This is a genomic window from Neorhizobium galegae bv. orientalis str. HAMBI 540 (genome assembly GCF_000731315.1).
Lineage (GTDB): Bacteria > Pseudomonadota > Alphaproteobacteria > Rhizobiales > Rhizobiaceae > Neorhizobium > Neorhizobium galegae.
This window is the reverse complement of the sequence record NZ_HG938353.1, coordinates 1,215,222-1,231,313: the sequence shown is the minus strand read 5'-3', so window position 1 is coordinate 1,231,313 and position 16,092 is coordinate 1,215,222. Positions and strand designations below refer to the sequence as shown.

Here is a 16,092-nt window from a genome sequence, read left to right as displayed (position 1 = left end):
GACGGGATAGTCTGCCGATAGGCTGGCCAGCCTCTTCAGGACCTGGCGCCGAAGACCGACAGTCATCCGCCGTCGCTACACTTTTTCCTGATACACGATCCAACCGGCGGTGGCCGGAATAATACCGGGTGGCATGCCACCCACCGCTCATACGGAGCACATTCATCGGGCCCCTGCGGGCCTATGGTATCGTCATTCTCGTTTGGTTTTTGATGTCGCGGCACAATTTTCAGAACCTGGAGGGACCGAGGGAGCAACGCTCCCCGTCATCTTTCCGGTTGCCGTCACAACCGCGCCCGACGGGAACATCTTTATCCGGCGCAACGACCGCATTGCATGACGGGCCTGTCCTTGTGGCAGCCTTTTCTGCATTCCCCCGGCGGCGCCGAGGAGCAGAATTTCAATGGCAGACAAAATGCTTATCGACGCGTCTCACGAAGAGGAGACGCGCGTAGTTGTCGTTCGCGGTAACCGGATCGAGGAATTCGATTTCGAATCGCAGCATAAGAAACAGATACGCGGCAATATCTATCTGGCGAAAGTGACGAGGGTCGAACCCTCACTACAAGCCGCTTTCGTCGACTACGGCGGGAACCGTCACGGCTTCCTCGCCTTCGCCGAAATCCATCCCGACTATTATCAGATCCCGCTTGCCGACCGTCAGGCGCTGATGCAGCAGGAAGCCGAGGATCAGCGCAAGATCGCCGAGGCCGAAGCCGCCGATCCGATGGTCGATCTTGCCAATCAGGATCAGCCGGATATCGGCATTTCCACCCCGGCACCCGCTGCCGAGCCCGCAAGCGAAGCCGGTGCGGAAGCAACGGAAGCGAACCCGGTCGAGGCTGTCGCCGCTGAAGAGGCAGAAAAGCCGAAGGCCAAGCCGCGCCGCAGCCGCGCCCGCAAGAAGCCGGCAGACGAAGTGCCCGCCGCAGAAGCCGCAGCATCCGAGGGCGAAACCGCCCCCTCCTCCGACACCAATGACGACGACGGCTCGACGCCCGGCGAAATGGCGGCGATGGTCGAGACCGATTCGATTTCGGAAGATGTCGACGCCCGCCGCGGTGGTGGCCGCAACGACGATTTCGATGACGACGACGACGATGACAACCACGAGAAGGAAGTCATCGAATCGGTCGGTGCCGAAGACGCGATGGAAGAAGTTCCGGACCGTGTCGTGCGCAAGCCGCGCAAGCAGTATCGCATCCAGGAAGTCATCAAGCGCCGCCAGATCCTGCTCGTGCAGGTCGCCAAGGAAGAGCGCGGCAACAAGGGCGCTGCTCTCACCACCTACCTTTCGCTCGCCGGCCGTTATTCGGTACTGATGCCAAACACGGCGCGTGGCGGTGGTATCTCCCGCAAGATCACCCAGCCGCAGGACCGCAAGCGTCTCAAGGAAATCGCCCGCGAGCTCGACGTGCCACAGGGCATGGGCGTCATCCTGCGCACCGCCGGTGCCAACCGCACCCGCGTCGAGGTCAAGCGTGACTTCGAATACCTGATGCGCCTGTGGGAGAACGTCCGCACGCTGACACTGAGCTCGACCGCCCCTACCCTCGTCTATGAAGAAGGCTCGTTGATCAAGCGCTCGATCCGCGACCTCTACAACAAGGACATTTCCGAGATCATCGTGTCTGGCGAAGAAGGCTATCGTGAAGCGAAAGACTTCATGAAGATGCTGATGCCGAGCCATGCCAAGGTGGTCCAGCCCTATCGCGACCTGCACCCGATCTTTGCCCGTTCCGGCATCGAGGCGCAGCTCGACCGCATGCTGCAGCCGCAGGTGACGCTGAAGTCCGGCGGCTACCTGATCATGAACCAGACGGAAGCGCTCGTCGCCATCGACGTCAATTCCGGCCGTTCGACCCGCGAACATTCGATCGAGGAAACGGCTCTCCAGACCAACCTGGAAGCGGCGGAAGAAGTTGCCCGCCAGCTTCGCCTGCGCGACCTTGCCGGCCTGATCGTCATCGACTTCATCGACATGGAAGAAAAGCGCAACAACCGCGCCGTCGAGAAGCGGCTGAAGGATTGCCTGAAGAACGACCGCGCCCGCATCCAGGTCGGCCGCATCTCGCATTTCGGCCTGCTCGAAATGTCGCGCCAGCGTATCCGCGCCTCGGTGCTCGAATCCACGACGCAGGTCTGCACCCATTGCGGCGGCACCGGCCATGTGCGCTCGCAGTCGTCGGTCGCCCTGCACGTGCTGCGCGGTGTCGAGGAACACCTCCTCAAGAACACCACGCATGACATTACCGTGCGTACCACGCCTGACATCGCGCTCTACCTGCTCAACCACAAGCGCGCGTCGATCATCGACTACGAGAACCGCTTCGGCGTCTCGATCCTCATCGAATCGGATGTCAGCATCGGCTCCAGCCACTTCGCGATCGATCGCGGCGAGCCGGTCGAAAACCCGGTCAAGATCGAAAGCCTGATGCAGTTCGCAGCGATCCCCGTCGAAGAGGACGATGACGACATCATCGTCGAGGCCGACGAGGAGGACGAGGAAGAGATTGTCGCTTCGTCGCAGCCCGCAGCTGTTGCTGTTGCCGAGCGCGCCCAACCTCAGGGCGACGACCCGAACGGCCGCAAGCGCAAGCGCCGCCGGCGTCGGCGCAACCGTGGCGGCGAAAAGGGCGGAGACGCCCAGACTGCCCAGGGCGGCAGCGACGACATGGCCGATGGCGACGAGGACGGCGACGAAGGCGAGGACGATGTTTCCGAAGCCGGCGAAGCATCCGACGCAACGGTTGCCGCCGATTCGGACTCGGAAGAAAATCGCCGCAAGCGCCGCCGCCGCGGCAAGCGCGGTGGTCGTCGCAATCGCAACGGCGAGGACGGACAGGAACTGAACGCTTCGGATGACGGCGAAGCGGCCGACGAAGACGCATCCAGCGATGACGTCGAGGCAGCGCCGGCAGCAGCAGCAGCCGAGGCCGCTGAAGAGGTCGCCGTCGAGGCAGTCGCTGCTCCCGCTGAGGCGGAAGCAGCATCTGGCGGCAAGGCAGAGGCCAAGCCCCGCCGTTCGCGTCGTGGCAAGGCAACGACCGTCGCCGACGTCCCAGCTGCCGAAGAGGTCCCTGTGACTGTCGCAGCTCCGGTTCCGGTGGAAACCGTCGTCGAACAGGTCGAAGCCGCACTCGGCGAAGAGCCGCAGGCTGCCGAGATTGCTCCGGCTGCCGAAGCTCCCGTCGAAGAAGCGCAGACGACCGAGCAGGTCGATGCCGGCGACGCGAAACCGGCTCGTGCCAATCGCGCCTCGAACATCTCCTCCTCCGCCGAGGCAGTGGTGAAGAGCTCCGATCCAGCGGCAGCGCCCGAGACCGAAGCCGATCCGTCGAAGCCCAAGAAGGCCGGCTGGTGGCAGCGCCGCGGCTTCTTCTGAGCCTAACGAGAACAGATGAAATGGCCGCGCAAAACGCGGCCGTTTTTGTTTTTGCTCTGCCTTTAACCTCAGAAACCGGATCAACTGCCTGCCGAAGCGATTCCGGAAAGGCAGCCAACGTGTTGGAATCCGACTCCATTTCATCATCCGGCCAGGCGTCATACGCAGTTGTGAACCGGTGAAAACGGCCTGGACATGATTTTGAGGTTTTTTGGAAAGCCCGACTGGCTTACTTTGGGCACAAACCACAACAATGGTGCGCGGGATTCGTGTGCCCGATCCAAGAGGATATGGATGACTCGCCTGTTCAAGACGCCCGTTTTCAAGACATTGGCCGCCAGCTCGATGCTGGCCTTGGCACTTTCCGCGGCCGCTCCGGCTGCCGCCCTGGACGACCAGCAGAAGAAGGAGATGGGCGAGTTCATCCGCCAATATCTGATCCAGAACCCGGAAGTGCTGGTCGAGGTTCAAAACGCATTGGAAACCAAGCAGCAGACCCAGCGCGTCGAGCAGTCGACCAAGGCGATCGCGGACAACAAGCAGGCGATCTTCTCCTCGCCGACCGACATCACGCTCGGCAATCCGAAGGGCGACGTCACGGTCGTCGAGTTCTTCGATTACAATTGCGGCTACTGCAAGCGGGCGCTCTCCGACATGGACGACATCCTTTCCAAGGACAAGAACGTCCGTTTCATCCTGAAGGAATTCCCGATCCTCGGGCCGGACTCGCTTGCAGCCCATCGGGTGGCCAACGCCGTGCGTCTGCTGGCGCCTGAGAAATATGCAAAATTCCACCGCGAACTGCTTGGCGGCAAGCCGCATGCCTCGGAAGCGACGGCCATTGCGGTCGCGGGTGCGCTCGGCGTCAAGGAAGCGGCGATCCGCAAGTCCATGGCCGATGAGCCGAACGACGATCTGGTGCGCGACGCCTACCGGCTCGCCAACGCGATCGGCATCACCGGCACGCCGACCTATGTGGTCGCCGACGAAGCCGTCTTCGGCGCCGTCGGCCTCGATACGATCGAGCAGAAGGTCGCCAATGTGCGCGCATGCGGCAAGGCGACCTGCTGACACGGCGGGTGCCAACCAATAGATGTTCCATCACAGTGGACTCACGGGCTTTCGGCGCGGCGGGGGCTTTCCCTTGCCGCCTCGCCGGTCTATAGGTGGCCCCTGAATTTCTGCAGGGAACCAATAGATCAGTGATGAGCAAGACGGTCTTCGTCCTCAACGGCCCCAATCTCAATATGCTGGGTAAGCGCGAGCCGGGCATCTATGGCGCTGCCACGCTGAAGGACGTCGAGAACGACTGTATTGCAGCCGGTAGGGAACTTGGCTTCGATGTCGATTTCCGCCAGAGCAATCACGAGGGCGTGCTGATCGACTGGATGCACGAGGCCAACGAAAAGGCCGTCGGCGTCGCCATCAACGCGGGCGCCTATACCCATACCTCGATTGCATTGCACGACGCCATCAAGGCGATCTCCGTGCCGGTGATCGAGCTTCATATCTCGAATGTCCACGCGCGGGAGGAATTCCGCCATCATTCGATGATCGCACCGGCGGTAAAGGGCGTGATCTGCGGTTTTGGCACCGCGAGCTACATTCTGGCGCTGCACGCCTTAAAATCCATTACCGCTTGACAAGATAACCAGAACAATAGGGTTTGCCATGTCTGACAAGAAGAACGGTATCGACAAGGGACTGATCCGCGACCTCGCGAACATTCTCAACGAGACCGACCTCACCGAGATCGAAGTCGAACAGGACGATCTGCGTATCCGCGTATCCCGCGCCGGCACGATGCAGTATGTCCAGGCCCCGATCGCAGCGCCCGGCTACGCCCCGGCCGCCGCAGCCGCTCCCGTTGCTGCAGCGCCCGCCGTGCAGGACAACAAGAACGCCGTGACCGCGCCGATGGTCGGCACTATCTACCTCTCCCCGGCCCCTGGCTCGCGCGCCTTCGTCGAAGTCGGCGCCACCGTCAAGGAAGGCCAGACGCTGCTGATCATCGAAGCCATGAAGACGATGAACCAGATCCCGGCGCCGCGCTCCGGCAAGGTCACGGAAATCCTGGTCAACGACGCTCAGCCCGTCGAGTACGGCCAGCCGCTCGTCGTCATCGAGTAGGCGCATCCATGATTTCCAAGATCCTCATAGCCAACCGCGGTGAAATCGCGCTTCGCGTGCTTCGTGCCTGCAAGGAACTCGGCATCGCAACCGTCGCGGTCCATTCCACCGCCGACGCCGACGCCATGCATGTGCGGCTTGCCGACGAAAGCGTGTGCATCGGCCCGCCGCCGTCGCGCGACAGCTACCTGAACATTCACCAGATCGTCGCCGCCTGCGAAATCACCGGCGCCGACGCCGTGCATCCGGGCTACGGCTTCCTGTCGGAAAACGCCAAGTTCGCGGATATCCTCGACGCGCACGGCATCACCTTCATCGGCCCGACCGCCGACCATATCCGCATCATGGGCGACAAGATCACCGCCAAGCAGACCGCGCAGGAACTCGGCATCCCCGTCGTTCCCGGTTCCGAAGGCGAAGTGAAGCCCGAGAATGCGATGGAAATCGCCCGCCAGATCGGCTTCCCTGTGCTGATCAAGGCAACCGCCGGCGGTGGCGGACGCGGCATGAAGGTCGCCAAGACCGAGGCCGATCTCGACGAAGCCGTGTCGACTGCCCGTTCCGAAGCGCTCGCCGCTTTCGGCAACGACGCCGTCTACATGGAAAAATATCTCGAAAAGCCGCGCCACATCGAAATCCAGGTTGTCGGTGACGGCGAAGGCAACGCCATCCATCTCGGTGAACGCGACTGCTCGCTGCAGCGCCGCCACCAGAAGGTCTGGGAAGAGGCCAACTCCCCGGCCCTCAATGTCGAGCAGCGGATGAAGATCGGCGAGATCTGCGCCGATGCCATGCGAAAGCTGAAATATCGCGGCGCCGGCACGGTCGAGTTCCTCTACGAGAACGGCGAGTTCTATTTCATCGAAATGAACACCCGCCTTCAGGTCGAGCATCCGGTCACCGAAGCGATCACCGGCATCGACCTCGTGCACGAACAGATCCGCGTCGCCTCCGGTGGCGGCTTGTCCGTCCGCCAGGAAGATATCGTGTTCTCCGGCCATGCCATCGAATGCCGCATCAATGCCGAGGATCCGCGCACTTTCGTGCCGTCGCCCGGCACGATCACGCATTTCCATGCGCCGGGTGGCCTTGGTGTGCGTGTCGATTCCGGCGCCTATGCGGGCTACAAGATCCCGCCCTATTACGACAGCCTGATCGGCAAGCTGATCGTGCACGGACGCACCCGCGTCGAATGCATGATGCGCCTGCGCCGTGTGCTGGACGAGTTCGTCGTGGACGGCATCAAGACGACGCTGCCGCTGTTTCAGGACCTCGTTGACAATCCGGATATCGCCAATGGCGATTATGACATTCACTGGCTGGAACACTATCTCGCCGGCGACAAGACGCATTAGGGAGATCGATGGCAGGGCGGCGTGGCAGATATTACCCGGCGATAACCCCGGAAATCCTGTTGCGCGCCTATTCCATCGGCCTTTTCCCGATGGCCGAATCCGCCGACGACCCGGAAATCTTCTGGGTCGAGCCGGAAATGCGCGGCATCCTGCCGCTCGACGGCTTCCACATTTCGAAAAGCCTCGCCAAGGCGGTCCGCAAGAGCCCGCTCGACATCCGCTTCGACACGGCATTCGAACGGGTGATCGCCTTCTGCGCCGAGCCCGCCGGCGACCGGCCGAGCACCTGGATCAACTCCACCATCCGCAAGCTCTATATCGAGTTGCACCGCATGGGCCATGCGCATAGCGTCGAGGCCTTCGAGGGCGATGAACTGGTCGGCGGCCTTTATGGCGTTTCGCTCGGCTCGGCCTTCTTCGGGGAAAGCATGTTTTCGAGGCGCACCAACGCCTCCAAGATCTGCCTGACGCATCTGGTGGAACGGCTGAAGGTGAACGGCTTCACGCTTCTCGACACGCAATTCACCACCGAGCATCTGAAGACGTTCGGCGCGATCGACATCCCGAAGGACGACTATCTCAAGCTGTTGAGAAAAGCTGTCGATCTGCCGCATCTGAAATTCTGAAGGGGAATCAGTTGGTCGCCTTCGGCGGCGGCACGTCGGACTTCTGCTTGCAGCCGGTCAGCCAGACGTCATAGATCGGATGTTCCACGGCGTTGAGGCCGGGGCTGTCGGCGAACATCCAGCCGGTGAATATCCGACGGATCTTGCGGTCGAGAGTGATCTCGTCCACTTCCACGAAACCATCGATCTTCTGGGCTTCCGTCTCGTCGCGGGAATAACAGACTTTTGGCGTCACCTGCAGCGCGCCGTATTGAACGGTCTCGTTGACATAGACATCGAATGTCGTGATGCGGCCGGTGATCTTGTCGATGCCGGCAAAGACCGCGACCGGATTGTTCAACCGCGCTGCAGACACACCATCCGCCGCAAGCACGGATGCAAGCGCGATCAATGCGCCGACCATTGGCTTGCGTGGAAAAACCGTCATCAATCCCATTGTGCTTCCCGTCCCGGCGATCCCGTCGGCGTCGAGACCTAGAGTGCGATTGTGGCCAAAACAGGTGTCAGTTGCCGGGTGTCCAAGCGTCGTAATCGCCGGTGACGCGGGGGCGTTCGCCGGTGGCGGCAAGCGAGCCCTGCGGGTGATACGCAAGCGGCGTGCCTGTGGCATTGGGCTTGTGCGCCTTTTCCCATTCGCGGGCCTTGTAGTCTTCCTGCGACGGAGCAACGTCGGTGCGGTAGTGCATCCAGCCGTGCCAGCCGGGGCCGATCGCGGAGGCTTCGGCGTAATCCTTGTAGATCACCCAGCGCTTCGGCTTGCCCCAGGAGGTCATCGGACCTTCGTAATAGATATTGCCCAGCTCGTCTTCGCCGACCTTCTTGCCGAAACGCCAGGTGAAGAACCGGGTGCCCATGGTCTGTCCGTTCCACCAGGTGAAGATCTGCAGCAGGAGGTTTTTCATGGATGTTCCGTCGGCTTGGCAAACAGGATGACGATCGAAGTAGTTGATCCGCTTATGCCGCTTGACGCCTTCGATGTCCAGTGATTCCAAATGTCGCGCACGGTCATTTGAGCTTCATCTTGAAGCCGAAATGGCTTTTGGCGAAGCCGAGCCGTTCATAGAAGCGATGCGCGTCCGTGCGGGCCATGTTGGAGGTGAGCGCGACCTGGCGGCAACCGCGGCGCCTGGCTTCCTCGATCGCATGATGGATCATCTGACCGCCGATGCCCTTGCCGCGCATATCGCCGCGCGTCTGCACCGCTTCCAGGATCATCGCCAGCGATCCCCGGCCCGTCAGCGTGCGGTTGAAGAGGATCTGGAACGTGCCGACCACTTCGCCTTCCAGTTCGGCGACGAAAAGCTGTTCGTTCTGCGAGGCATCGATGACATTGAAGGCGCGCAGGTAGTCGTCGAAGGCGCCCTCGTCCGTCGTGTCGCCATGGCCGCCGATATCATCGGCTGCAAACAGGGTGACGAGTTCGGGAAGGTCGGCTTCCCGCGCTCGGCGGATCACGATATCGGCCATGCAAGCTCCTCTTCGGTGTCGAGATCTAACGCAACTCCAGCCGCTTCTCCATGATGATCGCCGGCAGGCCAGAATTGGGAGCGCCCCATTCCTCCATCCGGTCGACCTCGGAAAACCCGAGCCTCTCGTAGAAGGACATCGCGCGCACGTTCGGCAGTGCCACCTCGACCCGCATGATCTCGGCATCTGGAAAACAGGTTTCGAGCTCGGCGAAGATGTCGCGGCCAATGCCCTCGTTCTGGCAGGACGGTTTGACGTAGAGCTGGTGCAGCATCGCCGTCTTCACCATTTTCGGATACATGGCGGCATAACCGATGCCGCCGATATCCTTGCCGTTGTCGGCTACGAGGAACTCGCCGCCGCGCTTCTGGATACGCGCCTTGACGGCGCCCGGAGAATGCCAGCCGTCGACCATCCTCCTGACCTTGTCGGCCCCGTAGAACGGATCATAGGTATCGTGAAAAGTCGCCGCCAGCAGGGCGCGGATCTGCTCGACGTCAGCTTCACCGGCGGTGCGGACGAAGTAGACCATCGGGCCTACTCCTCCTCGATCCCGAGCTTCGCCTTGACCAGTGCCTGGACGGCCTGCGGATTGGCCTTGCCGCCGGTCGACTTCATGACCTGGCCGACGAACCAGCCGGCGAGCGTGGGCTTTGCCTTGACCTTGGCGACCTGGTCCGGATTGGCAGCGATGATCTCGTCGACGGCGGCCTCGATTGCGCCGGTATCGGTGACCTGCTTCATGCCGCGGCTCTCGACGAGTTCGGCCGGGTCACCGCCTTCGTTGAGCACGATCTCGAACAGGTCCTTGGCGATCTTGCCGGAGATCGTCTCGGCCTTGATGAGGTCGATGATGCTGCCGAGCTGGGCGGGCGAAACCGGAGTCTCTTCAATGTCTTTGCCGGTTCTGTTCAAGGCACCGAGCAAGTCGTTGATCACCCAGTTGGCGGCCGTCTTGCCGTCGCGGCCTTCGGCAACCGCCTCGAAATAATCGGCGATCGCCTTTTCGGAGACCAGCACCGAGGCGTCGTAGATCGACAGGCCGAGCTCGCGCACGAAACGCGCCTTCTTGTCGTCCGGCAGTTCCGGCAGATACTTTTCCAGCTCGGCGATGAAGGCATCGTCGAATTCGAGCGGCAGCAGGTCCGGATCCGGGAAGTAGCGGTAGTCGTGCGCGTCTTCCTTGGAACGCATCGAGCGCGTCTCGCCCTTGTTCGGGTCGAACAGGCGAGTTTCCTGATCGATCGAACCGCCGTCTTCGAGAATGCCGATCTGGCGACGCGCTTCGTATTCGATCGCCTGGCCGATGAAGCGGATCGAATTGACGTTCTTGATCTCGCAACGGGTGCCGAATTCACCGCCGGGCTTGCGCACCGAGACGTTGACGTCGGCGCGCATCGAGCCTTCGTCCATGTTGCCGTCGCAGGTGCCGAGATAGCGCACGATCGAGCGCAGCTTGGTCATGTAGGCCTTGGCTTCGTCGGAAGAGCGCATGTCGGGCTTGGAGACGATCTCCATCAGAGCCACGCCCGAGCGGTTCAGGTCCACATAGGACATGGTCGGATGCTGGTCGTGCATCGACTTGCCGGCATCCTGTTCGAGATGCAGTCGCTCGATACCGATCTCGATATCCTCGAACTGGCCCTGGCGGTCCGGGCCGAGCGAGATGACGATCTTGCCTTCGCCGACGATCGGATCCTTGAACTGGGAGATCTGATAGCCCTGCGGCAGGTCCGGGTAGAAATAGTTCTTGCGGTCGAACAGCGAGCGCTTGTTGATCGCGGCCTTCAAGCCAAGCCCGGTGCGCACCGCCTGCTTGATGCATTCCTCGTTGATCACGGGAAGCATGCCGGGCATGGCCGCATCGACGAGCGAGACGTTGGAATTGGCCGGCTTGCCGAACTCGGTCGAAGCGCCGGAGAAGAGCTTGGAATTGGAGAGAACCTGGGCGTGCACCTCCAGACCGATGATGACCTCCCAATCGCCGGTGGCGCCGGGAATGAAGCGTTTCGGATCGGGCGTGCGGACGTCGACAAGGGTCATCTGATGCTCGTGAAATGGTCTCGATTGCGTTTTCTGGAGGTAGAGCAAATGGCGCAGACGTGCAAGGCTTGCTGCGCGCAGGGGTCGCTGTGGAGTGTTGTAGTTCAGCCGGTTTTAACCAGATTCTGGTGAAATTGCGGAATGGAGCTATCAACCCCACTCGCGCTATTTATCCTATATCTACTCCTGAACGTCATCGCATTCTGCGTTTATTGGTGGGACAAGCAGGCGGCGATCGATGGTACATGGCGGATCAGCGAGCGTACGCTTCTGGGTGTAGCCTTCATTGGCGGCAGCCTGGGCGCCTTGGCCGCACAGCAGATGCTTCGGCACAAGACCCGCAAGGAACCTTTCCGCACGCTGCTGATGATTATAATCATCCTTCATGCGCTCGGCGCGGCATCGTGGCTACTTGCGCCAGAATTAGCGAAGTCGGTGATCGTGGCGATCGCTGGGGCGATCTAGAAGCTCGGCCCGTAGGTATCCGGCGCTTCGAGGACGAGGCGTTTCGATAGGCCGACCGATTGCACGTCGCGATCGATCTTCGGGGAATAGCTGGTGGAGAGCCAGTTGATGGAATAGCCCTGCTTTTCGAAAAAACCGATGGCTTCGGTATTGCGGGCATGGGTCTCGACGCGGGCGACTTCAAAACCCTGGTGGACGATTTCGGCCTCGATCTCGACGAGTAGCGCGCGGCCGAGCCCCTGCCCCTTGAAGGACGGATCGATCCAGAAATCGGAGATCAGTTCGTCGAGTTTTTCACGCGCCGCCCAGCCGGCGACATTACCGCCCTGTTCGATGACGGTGATGGTCAGCCAGGAGGAGCGCGTGAAGTTCTGGAAGGCGGTGCGGGCGCCGGAGCGCATGTCGGTCATCTCGCCGATCGACATCATGGCCTTTTCCCAGGAGCGGAAGCCGATTTCCGCCAGGATATCCACCTCGTCCTCACGCGCATTGCGAATATGGGCCATAGCTTCCCCTGTTGCAGCCTCAGTAGACCACTGAGTCTGCGCTTTGACCAGTGCAACATATAGGGCGTTTCCGTCAGGCGCTTGACGACCGCGGAAAACCCGCCTAGTGCGGATTTCGTATCGATGGAGTTTTGATGTTCTCTTCCGTAGAGACCCGGTAAGGGGCCGGCCCCGCTCTTAAAGCCGCGCCGGCCCAGACAAAAACGAGAACCCCGACGTCACGCGACGCCGGCAACGTTTTTGTGCGCCCGTTCACGAGCGCTTTTCCGGACATCAAGACAATGGATATTTCCCGCGCCGAACAGCGCATCCTCCACCTGCTCGCCCAGGGCGGCAGGATCGAGATCACCCGCGACGACAACAGGAAGATTGAGAAACTGCAGCTCGTCACCCGCGAAGGCTGGGCCTTCTCGGGCCTCGACCTTACCACCTTCCGCAAGCTCAAGCAGAAGAAGGCGATCAAATCCCAGGGCGGCAGGCCTTACCGCATCACCGAAAGGGGATTGGTGCTGGTGAGGGCCGAGCAGGACAATCGGTAATAAAAAACGAAGGCCGGTCTTCTCGATGGAGACCGGTTTTCCATCGCTGGGCGAATGCAATTGGACTTTGGCATTATTCGCGTTATTTTATCGGCATGAGCGATCTAAAGGACAAAATCAGCTTCAAGGAATTGACCGAGTCCCAGGTGGCTGCGGCAGGCGACGAGCACTATGATTCCTGGAAGGATGACAAGGTCCGGAATGCGCTCAAGCAGTCAGAAGACCGCTCCAAGATGACCCCGGCGAAGAAGGTCTGGGAGAAGTTCGGCTTTGAACGTTAATTTCACCCCGCAGGCCATCGCGGATCTCGGTGAAATTCACATCCGTATCTCTCAATTCGATCGCAATGCCGCCGATCGCGTTCTGTCCCGCATCCGGCAAGTCATAGAGATATTCGAGAGTTTTCCGTTGCTTGGACGAGAAGGCGGCGTGGAAGACACGCGCGAGTTCGCTATTTCCGGTCTGCCTTATACGATTGTGTACCGGATACTATCGCCAAGCGATCTGGATATTTTGACGATCGTCCACCAGCGCAAGCTCTATCCGCCTCAGGAAGACTGAAGGCTGCTCAGGCCTAAGCGGAAAGCTCGGCGCGCATCGCCGCCCATTCGTCGCCGACCGAGCCCGTGCGTCGCTTGCCGGCGCGGCGGTACCAGTAGTCGGCGTTCGAGTCGTCGCCTTCGATGCGGTGGCAGAGCGCGTGGCCCCAGTCGAACGGCTGTTCGCCCTCATGGGCCTGGCAGATTTCGTGCACTGCCTGCCAGTCCGCACCCATGGTGAAACCATTGGCCGCGAGGCGATCAAAAGCCTCGATCAATCCTGCCAGATCCGTCTTAGCCATGAGCCATCTCCTCGGCGACCGCCCGATGATCGGCGGCCGTCATTTTCCGGATGATCAGTCCGCTTACCACCACTTCGTCGGCGTGAACCGGCCGGCGGCCTGTTCGATGACATGAGCGGTGCGGAACAGGGTTTCTTCCTCGAACGGCTTGCCGATCAGCTGCAGGCCAAGCGGCAGGCCCTTGGCGTCGAGGCCCGCAGGAACGGCGATGCCCGGCAGGCCGGCCATGTTGACCGTCACCGTAAAGATGTCGTTGAGGTACATCTTGACCGGATCCGACGCCAGGTCCTCGTCGGCAATGCCGAAGGCCGACGACGGGGTGGCGGGCGTCAGGATTGCATCGACACCGGCGTCGAAGACAATCTCGAAGTCGCGCTTGATCAGCGTGCGGACTTTTTGCGCCTGCAGGTAATAGGCGTCGTAATAACCGGCCGACAGAACGTAGGTGCCGATCATGATGCGGCGCTTGACCTCGGTGCCGAAGCCGGCGGCGCGGGTCTTTTCGTACATGTCGACGATGTCCTTGCCGTCGACCCGCAGGCCGTAGCGAACGCCGTCGTAACGGGCGAGGTTCGACGAGGCTTCGGCGGGTGCAACGATGTAATAGGCCGGCAGCGCGTATTTGGTGTGCGGCAGGGTGATGTCGACGATCTCGGCACCGGCATCCTTCAGCCAGGCAATGCCCTGTTGCCAGAGTTTCTCGATCTCTTCCGGCATGCCCTCGACGCGGTATTCCTTCGGAATGCCGATCTTCATGCCCTTCAGCGACTGGCCGAGCGAGGCTTCGTAATCCGGCACCGGCAGGTCGACCGAGGTGGTGTCCTTGGCATCGACCGACGCCATCGACCGCAGCATGATCGCTGCATCACGCACATCGCGGGCGATTGGGCCGGCCTGGTCGAGCGAGGATGCGAAGGCGACCGTGCCCCAGCGCGAGCAGCGTCCATAGGTCGGCTTGATGCCGACGGTGCCGGTAAAGGCGGCCGGCTGGCGGATCGAACCGCCGGTATCAGTGGCGGTCGCGCCGGCGCAGAGGAATGCGGATACGGCAGCGGCCGAGCCGCCGGAAGAGCCGCCCGGAACCAGCTGCTGGTTCGAGCCCTTCGCTTTCCACGGATTGACGACGGCGCCGTAATGGGAGGTCTCGTTGGAGGAGCCCATCGCGAACTCGTCCATGTTCAGCTTGCCGAGCATGACCGCGCCGTCATCCCAGAGGTTCTGGGTAACTGTCGATTCGTATTTCGGCAGGAAGCCGTCGAGGATATGGCTGCAGGCCTGGGTATGCACGTCGCGGGTGGCGAACAGGTCCTTGATGCCAAGCGGAATGCCTTCGAGCGCGCCGACCTGGCCGCTCGCACGACGTTCGTCAGAAGCCTTCGCCATATCGAGCGCCTTTTCCGGCGTCACCGCCACATAGGCGTTGAACACCGAGTTGGCGGCGTCGATCGCGGAAAGATAGGCCTCAGTCAGCTCGACCGAGGTAAATTCCTTGGCTTTGAGCTTTTCGCGGGCTTCGGCAATGGTGAGGCTGGTGAGTTCGGTCATGGGCTCTTCAAACGGTTCGAATACGAGGAGGAGGTTCGGCGGGGCGCTATTCAGCGCTCACTCGACGACCTTCGGCACCAGGAAAAAATTGTGGTCGGTAGAAGGCGCATTGGCGACGATATCGTCGGCCTTGTCGCCGTCGGTGACGGCGTCGGTGCGCTTGCGCATGTTCATTGGGGTCACCGACGTCATCGGCTCGACGCCCGTGACATCGACTTCGGAGAGCTGCTCGACGAAATTGATGATGCCGTTCAGCTCGCCGACCATGCGATTGGCATCTTCCTCGGTGACCGCAATGCGGGCAAGGCGCGCGACGCGCTTGACGGTGGCGAGATCGACGGACATGGCATAACTCCGATGGGAAATTTCCCCTTCGCTATAATGGCCATGCCCGACCTTCGCAACAGGGAGCGCGCCTCAATTTGCGAAGGCGCGCCGCCTGAAAGGATGCGAATCAGAAGGTCAGGCTGCCGCCCGGAGCCGGCGTCTCGACCCGGGTGCGCGAACCTTCCATGCCCTTGACGAACTTTTCCGGCGTCTGGTCGACGCCCGGCAGGCCATAGTGGCAGGGCAGCGCGTGTTTGAAATCGAAGAAACGCTGACAGGCGAGCGCAGCGACGGCACCGCCCATGGTGAAACGGTCGCCGATCGGCACGATGCCGATATCCGGCTGGTGCAACTCGTTGATCAGGGCCATGTCCGAGAAGATGTCGGTATCGCCCATATGGAGGACGGAGAGTTCATCGTCGAAATGCAGCATCAGGCCGTTGGCATTGCCGAGGCAGTGCGAAACGCCGTCTTCGGTCAGCGAGGCAGACGAGTGCAGCGCGTTGGTGAAGGTGGCGGTGAACCCTTCGAAACCGACCGTACCGCCGGTATTGCCCATTTCGAGCTTCTCGACGCCCTTCTTTGCCAGCCAGACGCCGAGGTCATAGTTGGCGAGAACGACGGCACCGGTTTCCTTAGCGATCTGGACCGTATCGCCGACATGGTCGCCATGGCCGTGAGTCAGCAGGATATGGGTCAGCCCTTCGGCGGCGTCCTTGATGTCCTGGCCGGCAAACGCGGGGTTATAGGTCAGGAACGGGTCGACCAGGATCTTGGCCTTGGCGGTCTCGATGCGGAAGGCGGCATGGCCGAGCCAGGTGATCTTCATGGAAAACTCTCCTTCAATATAGTGTGGGATAGTA

Annotated in this window: 20 protein-coding genes; 10 read left to right on the top strand and 10 right to left on the bottom strand. The window is 61.3% G+C overall.

Annotated features, from left to right (window positions below; genetic code table 11):
* Window positions 1–403: 403 nt before the first annotated feature.
* From RG540_RS06280 to aat, 6 genes are all read left to right on the top strand, one after another.
* Window positions 404–3,385 carry an Rne/Rng family ribonuclease gene (locus RG540_RS06280; RefSeq protein WP_038585797.1) on the top strand — a complete coding sequence of 994 codons (2,982 nt, stop codon included), beginning with the start codon at window positions 404–406 and terminating at the stop codon, window positions 3,383–3,385.
* Window positions 3,386–3,679: 294 nt separating this feature from the next.
* Window positions 3,680–4,456 (top strand): DsbA family protein, encoded by a 777-nt coding sequence (locus tag RG540_RS06275; protein ID WP_038585795.1) that lies wholly within the window; start codon window positions 3,680–3,682, stop codon window positions 4,454–4,456.
* Window positions 4,457–4,590: 134 nt separating this feature from the next.
* Window positions 4,591–5,028, top strand: a complete 438-nt coding sequence (gene aroQ / locus RG540_RS06270; RefSeq protein ID WP_038585793.1) for a type II 3-dehydroquinate dehydratase — start codon at window positions 4,591–4,593, stop codon at window positions 5,026–5,028.
* Between the two features lie 28 nt (window positions 5,029–5,056).
* Window positions 5,057–5,515 carry an acetyl-CoA carboxylase biotin carboxyl carrier protein gene (gene accB / locus RG540_RS06265; RefSeq protein WP_038542081.1) on the top strand — a complete coding sequence of 153 codons (459 nt, stop codon included), beginning with the start codon at window positions 5,057–5,059 and terminating at the stop codon, window positions 5,513–5,515.
* An 8-nt stretch (window positions 5,516–5,523) separates the two neighbouring features.
* Window positions 5,524–6,870, top strand: a complete 1,347-nt coding sequence (accC, locus tag RG540_RS06260; protein WP_038585790.1) for an acetyl-CoA carboxylase biotin carboxylase subunit — start codon at window positions 5,524–5,526, stop codon at window positions 6,868–6,870.
* 8 nt (window positions 6,871–6,878) lie between these two features.
* Window positions 6,879–7,496: a leucyl/phenylalanyl-tRNA--protein transferase gene (gene aat, locus RG540_RS06255; RefSeq protein ID WP_038585787.1), complete on the top strand. Its 618-nt coding sequence runs from the start codon at window positions 6,879–6,881 to the stop codon at window positions 7,494–7,496.
* Window positions 7,497–7,503: 7 nt separating this feature from the next.
* On the opposite strand, the gene RG540_RS06250 is transcribed toward aat, so the two are convergent.
* The 5 genes from RG540_RS06250 to gatB all read right to left on the bottom strand — a co-directional run bounded on the left by RG540_RS06250 (window position 7,504) and on the right by gatB (window position 11,006).
* Window positions 7,504–7,923: a DUF2155 domain-containing protein gene (locus RG540_RS06250; protein ID WP_037081092.1), complete on the bottom strand. Its 420-nt coding sequence runs from the start codon at window positions 7,921–7,923 to the stop codon at window positions 7,504–7,506.
* A 76-nt stretch (window positions 7,924–7,999) separates the two neighbouring features.
* A complete protein-coding gene (locus RG540_RS06245) occupies window positions 8,000–8,398 on the bottom strand; it encodes an NADH:ubiquinone oxidoreductase subunit NDUFA12 (protein WP_038593153.1) in 399 nt (132 codons plus the stop codon).
* Window positions 8,399–8,501: 103 nt separating this feature from the next.
* Entirely contained in the window at window positions 8,502–8,963 is a 462-nt protein-coding gene (locus RG540_RS06240; RefSeq protein WP_038585785.1) for a GNAT family N-acetyltransferase, read from the bottom strand.
* A gap of 25 nt (window positions 8,964–8,988) precedes the next feature.
* Window positions 8,989–9,495: a GNAT family N-acetyltransferase gene (locus RG540_RS06235; protein ID WP_038542070.1), complete on the bottom strand. Its 507-nt coding sequence runs from the start codon at window positions 9,493–9,495 to the stop codon at window positions 8,989–8,991.
* Window positions 9,496–9,500: 5 nt separating this feature from the next.
* A complete protein-coding gene (gatB, locus tag RG540_RS06230) occupies window positions 9,501–11,006 on the bottom strand; it encodes an Asp-tRNA(Asn)/Glu-tRNA(Gln) amidotransferase subunit GatB (protein ID WP_038585783.1) in 1,506 nt (501 codons plus the stop codon).
* Between the two features lie 141 nt (window positions 11,007–11,147).
* Here gatB and RG540_RS06225 point away from each other — a divergent pair, with 141 nt between their 5' ends.
* Window positions 11,148–11,471 carry a DUF1294 domain-containing protein gene (locus tag RG540_RS06225; RefSeq protein WP_038585781.1) on the top strand — a complete coding sequence of 108 codons (324 nt, stop codon included), beginning with the start codon at window positions 11,148–11,150 and terminating at the stop codon, window positions 11,469–11,471.
* Here RG540_RS06225 and RG540_RS06220 read toward each other — a convergent pair.
* Window positions 11,468–11,977, bottom strand: coding sequence for a GNAT family N-acetyltransferase (locus RG540_RS06220; protein WP_038542067.1), 510 nt, complete (start codon window positions 11,975–11,977; stop codon window positions 11,468–11,470). The genes RG540_RS06225 and RG540_RS06220 overlap by 4 nt on opposite strands.
* Window positions 11,978–12,258: 281 nt before the next feature.
* On the opposite strand from RG540_RS06220, the gene RG540_RS06215 reads away from it, so the two are divergent.
* The 3 genes from RG540_RS06215 to RG540_RS06205 all read left to right on the top strand — a co-directional run bounded on the left by RG540_RS06215 (window position 12,259) and on the right by RG540_RS06205 (window position 13,077).
* Window positions 12,259–12,516 (top strand): YjhX family toxin, encoded by a 258-nt coding sequence (locus RG540_RS06215; protein WP_038593150.1) that lies wholly within the window; start codon window positions 12,259–12,261, stop codon window positions 12,514–12,516.
* Window positions 12,517–12,611: 95 nt separating this feature from the next.
* Window positions 12,612–12,797, top strand: a complete 186-nt coding sequence (locus RG540_RS06210) for a hypothetical protein (protein WP_038585779.1) — start codon at window positions 12,612–12,614, stop codon at window positions 12,795–12,797.
* The gene (locus RG540_RS06205; protein WP_038585777.1) at window positions 12,787–13,077 is read left to right on the top strand and encodes a type II toxin-antitoxin system RelE/ParE family toxin; all 291 of its coding nucleotides are present in this window, start codon (window positions 12,787–12,789) and stop codon (window positions 13,075–13,077) included. The genes RG540_RS06210 and RG540_RS06205 overlap by 11 nt, the downstream gene beginning before the upstream one ends.
* Before the next feature lie 13 nt (window positions 13,078–13,090).
* Here the strand turns inward: RG540_RS06205 and RG540_RS06200 are convergent, their stop codons facing one another.
* From RG540_RS06200 to RG540_RS06185, 4 genes are all read right to left on the bottom strand, one after another.
* The gene (locus RG540_RS06200) at window positions 13,091–13,357 is read right to left on the bottom strand and encodes a hypothetical protein (protein WP_038585775.1); all 267 of its coding nucleotides are present in this window, start codon (window positions 13,355–13,357) and stop codon (window positions 13,091–13,093) included.
* Window positions 13,358–13,420: 63 nt separating this feature from the next.
* Window positions 13,421–14,902, bottom strand: coding sequence for an Asp-tRNA(Asn)/Glu-tRNA(Gln) amidotransferase subunit GatA (gene gatA / locus RG540_RS06195; protein WP_038585772.1), 1,482 nt, complete (start codon window positions 14,900–14,902; stop codon window positions 13,421–13,423).
* A gap of 57 nt (window positions 14,903–14,959) precedes the next feature.
* Window positions 14,960–15,247, bottom strand: coding sequence for an Asp-tRNA(Asn)/Glu-tRNA(Gln) amidotransferase subunit GatC (gene gatC, locus RG540_RS06190; protein ID WP_038542059.1), 288 nt, complete (start codon window positions 15,245–15,247; stop codon window positions 14,960–14,962).
* Between the two features lie 109 nt (window positions 15,248–15,356).
* Complete coding sequence (locus RG540_RS06185; protein WP_038585769.1) at window positions 15,357–16,058, bottom strand: metal-dependent hydrolase; 702 nt, start codon at window positions 16,056–16,058, stop codon at window positions 15,357–15,359.
* Window positions 16,059–16,092: the final 34 nt, after the last annotated feature.

Excerpts from the sequence above, each read along its gene's own strand:
- RG540_RS06280 (WP_038585797.1), top strand. The coding sequence starts at position 404 with ATGGCAGACAAAATGCTTATCGACGCGTCTCACGAAGAGGAGACGCGC.
- RG540_RS06275 (WP_038585795.1), top strand. The coding sequence starts at position 3,680 with ATGACTCGCCTGTTCAAGACGCCCGTTTTCAAGACATTGGCCGCCAGC.
- aroQ (WP_038585793.1), top strand. The coding sequence starts at position 4,591 with ATGAGCAAGACGGTCTTCGTCCTCAACGGCCCCAATCTCAATATGCTG.
- accB (WP_038542081.1), top strand. The coding sequence starts at position 5,057 with ATGTCTGACAAGAAGAACGGTATCGACAAGGGACTGATCCGCGACCTC.
- accC (WP_038585790.1), top strand. The coding sequence starts at position 5,524 with ATGATTTCCAAGATCCTCATAGCCAACCGCGGTGAAATCGCGCTTCGC.
- aat (WP_038585787.1), top strand. The coding sequence starts at position 6,879 with ATGGCAGGGCGGCGTGGCAGATATTACCCGGCGATAACCCCGGAAATC.
- RG540_RS06250 (WP_037081092.1), bottom strand. The coding sequence starts at position 7,923 with ATGACGGTTTTTCCACGCAAGCCAATGGTCGGCGCATTGATCGCGCTT.
- RG540_RS06245 (WP_038593153.1), bottom strand. The coding sequence starts at position 8,398 with ATGAAAAACCTCCTGCTGCAGATCTTCACCTGGTGGAACGGACAGACC.
- RG540_RS06240 (WP_038585785.1), bottom strand. The coding sequence starts at position 8,963 with ATGGCCGATATCGTGATCCGCCGAGCGCGGGAAGCCGACCTTCCCGAA.
- RG540_RS06235 (WP_038542070.1), bottom strand. The coding sequence starts at position 9,495 with ATGGTCTACTTCGTCCGCACCGCCGGTGAAGCTGACGTCGAGCAGATC.
- gatB (WP_038585783.1), bottom strand. The coding sequence starts at position 11,006 with ATGACCCTTGTCGACGTCCGCACGCCCGATCCGAAACGCTTCATTCCC.
- RG540_RS06225 (WP_038585781.1), top strand. The coding sequence starts at position 11,148 with ATGGAGCTATCAACCCCACTCGCGCTATTTATCCTATATCTACTCCTG.
- RG540_RS06220 (WP_038542067.1), bottom strand. The coding sequence starts at position 11,977 with ATGGCCCATATTCGCAATGCGCGTGAGGACGAGGTGGATATCCTGGCG.
- RG540_RS06215 (WP_038593150.1), top strand. The coding sequence starts at position 12,259 with ATGGATATTTCCCGCGCCGAACAGCGCATCCTCCACCTGCTCGCCCAG.
- RG540_RS06210 (WP_038585779.1), top strand. The coding sequence starts at position 12,612 with ATGAGCGATCTAAAGGACAAAATCAGCTTCAAGGAATTGACCGAGTCC.
- RG540_RS06200 (WP_038585775.1), bottom strand. The coding sequence starts at position 13,357 with ATGGCTAAGACGGATCTGGCAGGATTGATCGAGGCTTTTGATCGCCTC.
- gatA (WP_038585772.1), bottom strand. The coding sequence starts at position 14,902 with ATGACCGAACTCACCAGCCTCACCATTGCCGAAGCCCGCGAAAAGCTC.
- gatC (WP_038542059.1), bottom strand. The coding sequence starts at position 15,247 with ATGTCCGTCGATCTCGCCACCGTCAAGCGCGTCGCGCGCCTTGCCCGC.
- RG540_RS06185 (WP_038585769.1), bottom strand. The coding sequence starts at position 16,058 with ATGAAGATCACCTGGCTCGGCCATGCCGCCTTCCGCATCGAGACCGCC.